Raw genomic sequence first — 10,700 nt, forward strand, 5'->3', positions numbered from 1 at the left:
GCCTGGACGATGGTGCAAGACTACACCACCAGCAACACCTTTATCTGGACGCCGACGGTGGCCGGCCAATACAATTTTGCGGTCTGGGTGCGCAACGCCGGTTCGACGGCGCCGTTCGATACTTACGTGTTCAGCGGCTATTTCAACATCTCGCCTTAGAAGCGACGTTACTCAATCCATCGCCCCTGCTGACCCAACTAATCGCAGATTTTAGAGGTGGCGCCAGGTTTAGGCGGCCAATCAAGGACGGGCCCAATGCCGTTACATTGAGGAGGAATCCTGCCCACCTCGACAGCCAGAAAGCAAAGATCCAAAGTAGCAATGCGCGCTAGCCCATGTTTGCGGTCTTGGTCCGTAAGCTGGGGCAGCAGGAACTTCTTACGTTTGCAGGGCGCGGGTTCTTCGTGGTTCGATTCCAGATTCCGCTGATGCGGAATCATAATCGCCGAGCATGCGCGCTCGTGACTTCAAACGCACGGTCGGCCTCGAGTCTCTCTATTCTGCTCGATCAGGAGTTGTTGCAGTTGAGGCCCGGGCAGGCAGTTGAAATCACTTCAGATGGCTTCGTGATTGCGGAACCGCATCCGTTGACTCCCGGTGGGCATGAGCTGTCGCCGGCGGCGATCTAGGAGAATAGCATTTCTCTCGGACTTTCCATCGCCATGCATGAGGACATCGCGAAGAAGGGGGAAGGGCGCTTTTCGGTGTGGGGAGAGTACTTCTGTTTTTTCTCTTCGGATAACACGGACCCGCTAACGAATGGCGAAGGCATGAGATCTTCTGGCCGGCCTCGTTCTCAATGCCGCTCCGGGTAGTGAGTTATGTGGTGAGCATCATTGGCGGGTCTATTTTAGTATTTCTATGGTTAAAAGATGACCTGAGGCGAGATGCCAATCCTTGAGAGGTGGGTATAAAGGGAGTTTGTCTAAAAACCAATTTAGCATACATTTGCAAATTGTTATGAATTCAGTTTTGGTAGAACCTGCTTTGATCCTGGATTTTGTATGTGCCTGTTGCCTATCCAAGCGATTCAGACCTAACAGATTGACCCGCTTTGTTCGTGAATGAGCATGGATGAGCCGGCAATCCTCCCTCGGAGGTTATCACGCAACGAAGCCAGGGTTGGGTATCCTCGATTGGTGCATCTTGGCGATAGGATTTTCGGTATTTGGGCGGGAATTCTGCTCAAATTGGGGAAGGAGAGTGCACCTTTTCTGAGCGCACACTTCTTGGAGTCAAACAGTCGCAGTGCGGCAATTGAGAGTGACCGGATCTAAGAGGCACCGAGCAGAACCGAAGTAAATGCCTGTTCATACTTCGGGATGATTAGATTTTTATCGTGACTTTCTCGGACATACTTTTCTGATTGCCGGCTAAGTATGGAGTACAGGACATCGTTGGTCATTGCAGTTTGAACTTTGTCTCTTAACTGTTCAAAATCTCCAGCGCATACGAGACCGCAACCGTATTTCGACAGCATTTCACCCGGATCAACCTGAATCGAGAGAGTCGGCACGCCGTACTTGGCTGCTTGCAAGAAGGTGTTGGGGAATCCTTCAACGGTAGAGGTGTTGACATGCAAGCGCGCATCCGCGAAAAAGCGTTCGATTTGGGAAAAGGGTATCCGTTCCAAAAGAGTAACGTTCGATAAGGTGCTAGCCTCTTTGATACAGCGATCGTGCGTTTCCTTCACCGTGAATGTCATGACCATAACAAATCTATATTGTGGGAGCTGGCGTGCCAACTCCAGCATCATGGAAGGCCGCTTAGTTCGCTCATCAGATTTGCCGACCCATAGAATTGTCCTGGCTGTCGCGTTACGGGGGAAAAGCGGTTTCAGGTCAATTGGGTTCTTGATGATCACAGAGGAGCGGCCATATTCGTCTCTTAAGAGATTTGCTTGGCGCTCATTTTGGACAATGTGAAGCGCTGCGTTTTCGATCGCATAAAGTTTCAGCGCATGCGGGACACTGTACATGTCGTATTGATCGGGAGACGTTTTGTATTCTGGAGAGTAATCATAGTCCGATCCGGATAGAAACACATACTTCTTTCCGCGCTGGCGACAATAGAAAGCGGCTTCGCCGGAGAATTGCGAGTTGCCGGGCACGACGTAAATATCTGCATCGACCTCGTCATAGATTGAGATCATTTCCTGGGTGATAGTATAGGGACCCACTTGACCGCCAAGCGGCGCGGCTTGCGAATGCTTCCGCTTTATGGCCGAAATTCCGACTCGGAGTGTTGTGTTCAAACTCTCAATGAGGCCTTGCTTGTGGGCTGGAATGATCGGCTTCGGCTCTTGCGCAGGAATTCCCCAAATAGCCCGGCCAATCCATGAGTAGAGCACGACAGCATGCCTGTGTTCGACGTGGGGCTGGCCATGGTCTCCGACGATTAGAGTTACGTGAAGGTTCCCGCGCTGTGCGACTTCTTTCGCGATCAAAGAGATTCGCACTTCCCACCCGCCGAAGTGGGAGTCAGAGTCGGAGTTGAAGAGTGGGTAGTTCCACGGACTGGTAAGGCACAATTTGGGAAGACGATTCTTAACTCGCATGGCCGGCACGCTCGAACTAGATTTTTTCCACGCAGAATAATCCCGAGATTTCTCTCAAATTGAGAACATTCTCATTTTGGTATTTTGAACCGACGGCGCGCCTTAAGCGCGGCACGAAGTTCGCTAGATATGCTTCCTCTGCAAGACAAGTTGGGGAGAAGGCACGGACTCGAAATCCTTCGTTTTTAAGGAATGCAGCGTACTCCATTGGGCGGTAACGATTGCCTCGCTCGCCATGCCGTTGAGTGAATTCCTTGGCAAAAGCCCGATCGGCGTTCAATAGGAACTCCAACGGATTGGAAAAGTCATTGTGGTCACGGAAATCGACCTGATGAAAGCCGATGGCGCCGGATTTCGAGACACGAGCAAGTTGCTTGAATGCCACCTTGGGATGGGCAAGGTGTTCCAGGACGGCATTGGAAAAAATGACGTCCACGCTCGCGTCGTGGATACCGCTGAGTCTCTCCAGGGGAGTGGCATGACATCGGATACTCTCAGCGCAGTACCTACCCTGCGAGAGAATGGCATCCAGAGGCCTCAAGTCTGCCTCCGGATGGTTCCTCTCGATCCATGCGCGAAGCATCGCGTAAAACCTCGGGTGGTAATTGTCATCCCAGGGCGCAAGAAAGCGATCAGCAACCATTGCTTGAGCGCCCAGGCAGGCGAGCAAAAGCGTACTCCCGAAGTTGATGCCCGGTCCAATCTCGAGAACTACCTTGCCATCAAGGCTTAAGCGAGCTTCGGACAATAGCCGCATCCAGCACCCTCCCACCTGGACGGCATACTCGACGTCTTTCTGCAGATTTTCCGGGGCTGAATTGCGAGTTTGGAGGTTTATGGGACTTTCTTCTGCCGGTTGTCGAGAATGCTGAGCCATGCTCACCAGATCACCGATCTTTTGCAGACAAGCAGAGACTATGAAGCGCGATGCATTTGCATAGGCTATCTCGTAGCAGCGGCCGTTTGTGTTCGGGTCGCTGTTGTCCGATGTAGAAAAATAGACGGAATCGTGCCAAAAGCAATAGCGTCCTCGGCCCTTTTGGCGAATGTCCTCGTGCAACGCATTCGCCGGTCCCGGGAGGGGCGTGTCATCCTCCAGAACAAAGGCAGAGGAGGGATGTATGTGCGCACTCAACGCAGGCCGATGTGTGGGCGCGATATAGGCAAATCCGATTTCGGGCCGGATTTCTGAGAGCCGAGCGCGGTGCCCGAATCGGGACGACATATCAACTCCTTTTTGCGCGGGATGCCTTGTTCCCGCGCCAGAGAATGTACGCAAAACACAACCAGTACAATGCGCCCCAGAGTGCTTGCTGCCGTTGCTCAGCCGCGAAAAAGCTGGTTAGGCGCATTACTGTTCGCACTCCCTTCCGAAACCAGCGGCACGGGACCAGCACGCCAAAACGACCAAACGGTAAGGGCGTGTACGCGATTGAGTAATCTCGTCCGTTCGTGCGCGGGTCGCTGTTGTCCGGCGTAGAAAAATAAACGACGTTATGCCAGAAGGAGAATCGACCGGCGCCAAGACGGCGAATATCGTTGTGCGTCGCGTTTGCTGGGCCAGGCAAGGGGACGCCATCCTCCAACACAATCGCCGACGAGGGGCGGTCATGGGAGCTCAATTCCGGGTGATCAGTGATAGAAATATAGGCCAGTCCGATCTCGTGCCGGATTTTGCCGATTGGCCTCGTTGAAATTGATGCGTCAATCAATGGAGATATTTGAGTCGAAGGTAACGGGAGCATCATCAATATCGTACCCTCACTGATGGTGTTCTGAGAGTGAAGGATAACGTTGGTGTAATTTTGTGTATAATTCCGAGTACCGGCACGCCACACTTTCCAACGAGAAGCAAGTCTCCACCTTCTGTCGCGCGGTTTTTCCCAACAGGTTCGCCCAGTCCGGCCTGGAAATGATTTTTGACATCGCGGCGGCAAGCATGTCGGGTGAATCGGGTGGGATGAGGATGCCGTTTTTCCCATCGTCTATCACATCCTGTGTGCCGCTAACAGAAGTGGCGATCGTCGGCATTGCCATCGCCATCGCTTCGAGCAACGTGTTAGAAAGCCCTTCACCCCGGCTAGGCAACAGAAGACAGTGCGAAGATTGATACACGACAAGAATTTCTTTTTCGAAAGGAAAGAACCTCACAATGTCCGCAACGCCTAATTCCTCAGCCATGGCGCGGTAATCGTACTCCGGGTAATCCGGGCCGTATAAATTAATCTCGAACTGGTCGCGGAGGCCCTTTTCACTGAGTTTTCGCGCTGCATGCAATGCGGTGTCAATACCTTTCTGCGGGTGACGCCGGCCGATTAGAACAAAGCGCGTCTTGCGATAGTCGGGAAATGGCTGCGTGCGCCTGAAATATGTCGCATCCACTCCGTTCGGAATACGGACGATGCGTTCGGCCTGGAATCCATAGTGCAATAGTTCTTGTTCTACCTCGCTGCTCACGGCGACCATTGCGTCTGCCAGGCGCAATATCCGCAGGGCTTTATCGAATCTCTCGAACCTGGAAAAAGTGCACAAGTCGCCATATTGGCCAGCGCACGCAATCTTGATGATGCACTTCTTGCCGAAACAACGAGCGACGATGACGGCGACGACTGCGTGCCCGAAAGCCATGTGCACGTGAAGCAGATCATAGGTTCCTCGATGCAGCACCAGATAGCGGAATGTTTTGGCATTATCGCATTTGACCCAGTACGGCAAACGGTGCGGGACGCGGTGAATCTGGACGTTGGCGCAGGTTTCTTCCTGGGGAGCGTCGGGCACCGTCAGCCAAGTCAGGACCTGCATCGAATGGCCCAGGCGGACGAGTTGTGCGGAAAGGCGCTCTGCCTGGAGCTCTGCACCCCCGACTGGGCCTGGGCGAAAATTGTGGATGATCATCAACCCGCGCGGCTTCATGGGACACCTGCGGCATGATCTGCCGGAATGGACAAAGTCCGGTCAATGAACATCAAGTGCCACAATTCGAGCATCAGCAGGTTCCAGATCAGGTACTGCCACGTCTCGCCCGACTGGTGGCGGTTCAACAAACTCTCGATGTACTCGCGTCTGAAATAGCCACGCCGAGTCGCGGGCGGACCCAGCAACGTGTCGTATGCCATCTCCTTCAGCTCGTTGCGGAACCAATGATCAATCGGTACCCCAAAACCCATTTTCTTCCGGTAGATGACCTCCTTGGGCAAGTAGGGTTCGACCGCCTTCTTGAATATATGCTTGCCCTCCGTGCCATCCTTGAGTTTTAAGTTCGAAGGAATGCGCGCGACGAACTCAAGAAACTTGTGGTCCAACATAGGCGCGCGGAGTTCGAGTGAGTGAGCCATGGCAGCTATGTCGCTCTTGGTCATCAGAGTATCCGGAAGGTAGAGCCCGAGGTCCACGTCAAGCGTCGCATCGAGGAAATCGCGCGCGTCGGAATGGCGATATTTATCCAGCATCAAGTCAACTGTGCAGACGCCGTTGAGACGCCGTCGAAACTCAGGGGTGTACAGCTGCGCCTGGTAATTCTCGTGAAAGTGTGTGATCCGGAGATAGTAAAGCAATCGTTGCTGGTCGAGGTCTTTCAAACGCGCAAAGGTGCGGCGCCAATCGTTCCTCAAGACAAACGCACGCAAGATTTGATCTGGGCGAGTCAACCGCGAGAAGAGCGACGGAAACGTGCGCCGGAGGGAGTAGTTGCCCTGGTTCTGATACCGTGGATAGCCCGCGAAGTTCTCGTCGCCACCGTCACCGGTCAACACAACGGTTACATACTGGCGCGCCAACTTGGAAACGTAATACGTTGGAATTGCCGAGGAATCTGCGAAGGGCTCGTTGTAATGCCAAACGAGTTCGGGGAAAATCGCCTGCGCGTCCGGCGTAACGACGAACTCGTGATGATCCGTGCTGTAACGCTGGGCGACCATGCGTGCAAACGGCAGTTCGTTATACTCCTCGTAGGTAAATCCGATGGAAAAGGTCTTGACCGGCTGATCCATCAAGCCCGCCATCAAGGCGACGATTATAGACGAGTCGACCCCACCGGAAAGGAAAGCGCCCAACGGCACGTCGCTCATCAGGCGAATCCGCACCGCCTCGCGCAGGCGCTCGATGATCTCCTCAAGCAGTGCGGTCACATCGTGTTCACCGTCTACAGCAAACTGGTTGCGGTATGACAATTTCCAATACCGCCGGGGTGTGCCGCGGCCGTGCTTGATCAAAAGCGAGTGTGCGGGCGGCAGTTTCCTGATACCCCGAAAGGCGCAATAGGGCGCAGGAACCGACTGGTAGGCCAGATAATGGTGGATGGCTTCGAGGTCCGGCTCGGGCTTGAATTCCGGATCCTGCAGAATCGCCTTGATTTCTGAGCCGAAGAGGACCCGATCCGGCAGCGGCGCGTAGAAGAGAGGCTTTTTCCCTTCGCGATCGCGCGCCAGGAAAAGGCTCTGTTGGTTTCCATCCCAAATCGCGAAGGCGAACATGCCGCGCAGGCGCTCGACGCAGCGCTCGCCTTCTTCTTCCCACAGATGAAGGACGGTCTCCGTGTCCGTGCGCGAGCGGAACCGGTGCCCTTTTTTTTCCAGCTCGGCGCGCAACTCGAGAAAGTTGTAGATCTCCCCGTTCAGTGTGATCCAGACGGTCTCGTCCTCGTTTGCCATCGGTTGGTGGCCGAGCGGGCTGAGGTCAATGATCGAGAGGCGCGCTTGACCGAGACCGACATTGTTGTTGACCCAGGTGCCGCTGTCGTCGGGTCCGCGGTGATGGAGGACATGGGCCATTTGATGAACCAGTCTTTCCGATACACGCCGGGCACGGTCGAAATAGAGAACGCCACAAATTCCACACATAGAGATAACAGTCCCGTCAGCCGATCGTAGAAAACGCGTATTTGTCTGGTCGGTAGCGCGACATCTTCAGCATCCGACGATTCAGGCTCATGTCTTGAAGATCCGCCGCAAGAAAACTCCAGCACGAACGAGAAGCAGGGAGTTGTATTTGCTCAGTTGCCCGTCCAAGGCTTCTTCCCGTTGAGCCAACTGAGCTCTGCCGGCGTTCAAACCGGCTTCGCGTTGATCCAATCTTGCTTGACGATCGGCAAGCTCGGTTTCGCGCCGACTTAGGCTGACTTTCTGGGCCTCAACTGCTGCCTGGCTCGCGAAGATTTGGCCAGCGCCGGCGTCCAGCAAGCCCTCGGTCGCCACTTCGACGAATACGATAGTGTATTTACGCGCGTTGGCATTGGGATCGGAACCGTCCGAGGATGAGAAGTAGAGATTCGCCTGCCAGTGCGAATAACCCCCGCCGCCCTTCACGCGGATGTCATCGTGCGGTGTGTGCGGCGGGCCCAACATATTCTCATCCTCGAACAGCAACAACGACGAGCGCGTCGGGTCGCTCTCGTCGTCTGCGCCAGATTCGAGGTCCGGAATCGTCGTGACCCAGCACAGCACTCCATCATTTCGGAAGGGCGCTTTGAGGTGCCGGACTCCAAGGGCGTGCCTGCCGATCATGAGGTAGCCTTGCAGCACCTGAGAGCAATCAGGCGCCCGTCCCTCATTCTCAGACGCGCGGGCGCGGAGTGCATCCAGATCAGACTCCGCAGCATCACGTGCCTGGCGCAGATGCTGAGCCTCCGCGCGGAGCGTCTGCAGTTCCAGGGCGGATCGCGCCCCGGCATAGGGCAAGAACTCATCCGTGGAAGCGGACTCGGGTATCACATTTCGCCAAGCCGCCACAAGCAAATACTGCTCCCAGTGATGTTGCGCAACCGGCGACTGGCGGACGAGATCGCGCCACAGGCCGAACGAATTCACGCTGACCTTGAATCCGGCCGCAACCAGGGCCTCCAGCATTTTGCCGAAACGAATGATGTTGGATTGATCGAGGTGACATTCGATCACAACATTCTTGACTGTGTGCAGGCGGTTGCCGAGATGCGTAACTACCTGATATTCGGCACCCTCAATGTCCAACTTCAGCAGGTCGACCGGATCGGCCAGGTAGTCTGCCAGATCAACCGTCCGCACGCGAGTTGTGCCTGGATCCTCTTGATTTGAATCAATGATCTTGCTGCCATCGATTCCCTCACACAGCCATTTCGCTTCCCCTTCACGGATCCAGGCCGCTGCCTCGACCACCTCGACATCCGCTGCGCCGTTCCGGGCGAGATTCCTGCGCAGTACCGGGGTGAACTGGGGGTCGGGTTCAAAAGCGACGATTTTCGCCTTGGGAAACTGACGCTTGTAATTGAGCACGCTGAAACCGATGTTGGCGCCGCAATCAAGGATGACCGGGTGGTCGCTGTCCGGCACAAAATCGTTCAGTCGCCGCACCATGATCTGATCGATGAAGTTCGCCAGCGCGGGGCCGCAGACATACTCCAGATCCCACCCAAGAATCTCAATTCTGCCGGGCTGAATGACCGGAGCATACCCAAACCGCGACACAAGGTAGTCGTACGCGGCGAGAATTTGCTCCAGACTCACCGCCGCAGGAGAAGTTCCGGCGTTCAACATACCCATACCCGCATTATCCTGGTTCCCTGTTTCATTTCTCTGCAACCGACACGCGACAGCCGCTGATAGAGTTTACATCATCCTCTGATATCGAGCGGAATCGAAGATGCCCCAATGAGTCCTTCGAGTAGACTGTGCGCAGGCGAATCACGCCGAGCCGATTCAGCCGATCTGCCCAGTTGCTGGTATCGGAATCGCCAGCGCTGATCCAATCCGCCGGCAACGACGAACTGGTGCGCGCCGAAGGGCTATGAACTCCTGCGTCGGCGGCAGGGCCGAGATTTCTGAGCGCAGATCCTGGCCTCGTTTTGACCATCCGGTCGAGCACTACAAGGTCTTCTCCATCCCATGCTATAAGCAATGTCAACCTTGGGTACGGTTTGTCCTCCGCGGAGCAAATTTGGGTATCTTCCGGAGAGTTCATCGAAGTTACTGTTACCATAACCGCACTGGATTCTTCGAGATGGTCAGAATCGAATAGGCCCTGCACCTCTGTCGAATCGGCCGCCGCACAAGACCGCTCCACCCATCGAGGATTCGAATCATGGTTTAGCGTCGACCGAGGTTGGGGAATCCGAACCCATAGCGGAACAGCAGCCTTGAGAGTGTTGAAGGCTCTTCCATGCGCACGGTCAACCTGTTTGGCCTAACCATGCACCCTACAGATGAGGCCAGCAAGTGCGATCTCGTTACCAACATGCATCGCTCATGCTTAAAGAGCAAGGCAAAGACCAGCCCGATCAGGTCATTTGCGTTCCCTTCGACAATCCGTAGAATTCCGCGCGGTCTGAGCACTCGCAGAGCCTCTCGCACAGACTCCGTTCGCTCGCCCTGTTCCGGATGATGAGGGACATCATAAAACGCCTCCTGCCGGCCTCGGACATTTGCCGCAGCGGGGAACCATTGATCAGCCCCCATGTGCCCGCCCCTAGGTGGCATATATCATGGTCCCGAAGTACTTGTCCAGGAGCCAGTGAACCGCGCGGTAGCGCGCCAGCTGCAAGGGAACGAAACGGGCAGAGAAAAAGTGGATCTCCCGCCGGACCATCTCGAATCCGCAACGGCGAAAGAGCCTGCGCATCTTCCGGCTGCTGTACCCCCTGTCGATGGGATATTAAGCGCCGTCGCACATGCCAATGAACTCCTCAACCATAACAGCCTCACCCCCGGAATCCGCTCCAAAATGCTTGATGTTTGTCAGCCTCATCAGGCGGCGCACGATCGGGAAGAGCAAGCGACGATGGAGAACGCCTCTATGGTACGGGGTAATTCTTCCCTCGCCGCGAGTTCGGGTCACACGGCAGGCCTCTCGGATCGCACGCGTATCTGGAGTGTGGTGCAGCACGTCTGAGGAAACCACCAAGGGTTCTGTTTCCCGACGAAGGGGCCGAAGGTCTGCAGCACCAAGACACAGCCTGGAGGGGACATGCTTGCGATCAATCAACGCCTGGAAGGTCTGATGGAAGCGTAAGGCGTTTGGGACAACAAGCCGAGCAACTCCCTCTGTGCCTATGATGCTGAGACACCTACCCCATGCTAATTTAATGTAGAGGGTAGGGTGAAAATCCAAGATGGGAATAGCAGAATTGAAGAGAGAGACGGGGATGGTTGCCCCGGAGCGGAGTGAAGGCGAGCGT

The 10,700-nt window shown here is 55.1% G+C and carries 6 protein-coding genes; all 6 read right to left on the reverse strand.

The features are described 5' to 3' along the window. Window positions 1–1,273: 1,273 nt before the first annotated feature. Complete coding sequence (locus LAP85_28600) at window positions 1,274–2,446, reverse strand: glycosyltransferase (protein ID MBZ5500373.1); 1,173 nt, start codon at window positions 2,444–2,446, stop codon at window positions 1,274–1,276. A 127-nt stretch (window positions 2,447–2,573) separates the two neighbouring features. Continuing rightward, window positions 2,574–3,314 (reverse strand): class I SAM-dependent methyltransferase, encoded by a 741-nt coding sequence (locus LAP85_28605; GenBank protein ID MBZ5500374.1) that lies wholly within the window; start codon window positions 3,312–3,314, stop codon window positions 2,574–2,576. 1,004 nt (window positions 3,315–4,318) lie between these two features. Continuing rightward, on the reverse strand, window positions 4,319–5,470 hold the full coding sequence (locus LAP85_28610) for a glycosyltransferase family 4 protein (GenBank protein ID MBZ5500375.1): 1,152 nt from the start codon (window positions 5,468–5,470) through the stop codon (window positions 4,319–4,321). Then, window positions 5,467–7,395: an asparagine synthase (glutamine-hydrolyzing) gene (asnB, locus tag LAP85_28615; protein ID MBZ5500376.1), complete on the reverse strand. Its 1,929-nt coding sequence runs from the start codon at window positions 7,393–7,395 to the stop codon at window positions 5,467–5,469. The genes LAP85_28610 and asnB overlap by 4 nt, the downstream gene beginning before the upstream one ends. 87 nt (window positions 7,396–7,482) lie before the next feature. Beyond that, a complete protein-coding gene (locus tag LAP85_28620; protein MBZ5500377.1) occupies window positions 7,483–9,069 on the reverse strand; it encodes an FkbM family methyltransferase in 1,587 nt (528 codons plus the stop codon). A 922-nt stretch (window positions 9,070–9,991) separates the two neighbouring features. Next, a complete protein-coding gene (locus tag LAP85_28625) occupies window positions 9,992–10,144 on the reverse strand; it encodes a hypothetical protein (protein MBZ5500378.1) in 153 nt (50 codons plus the stop codon). Between the last annotated feature and the right edge of the window lie 556 nt (window positions 10,145–10,700).

The organism is Terriglobia bacterium (genome assembly GCA_020072565.1).
Classification (GTDB): domain Bacteria; phylum Acidobacteriota; class UBA6911; order UBA6911; family UBA6911; genus JAFNAG01.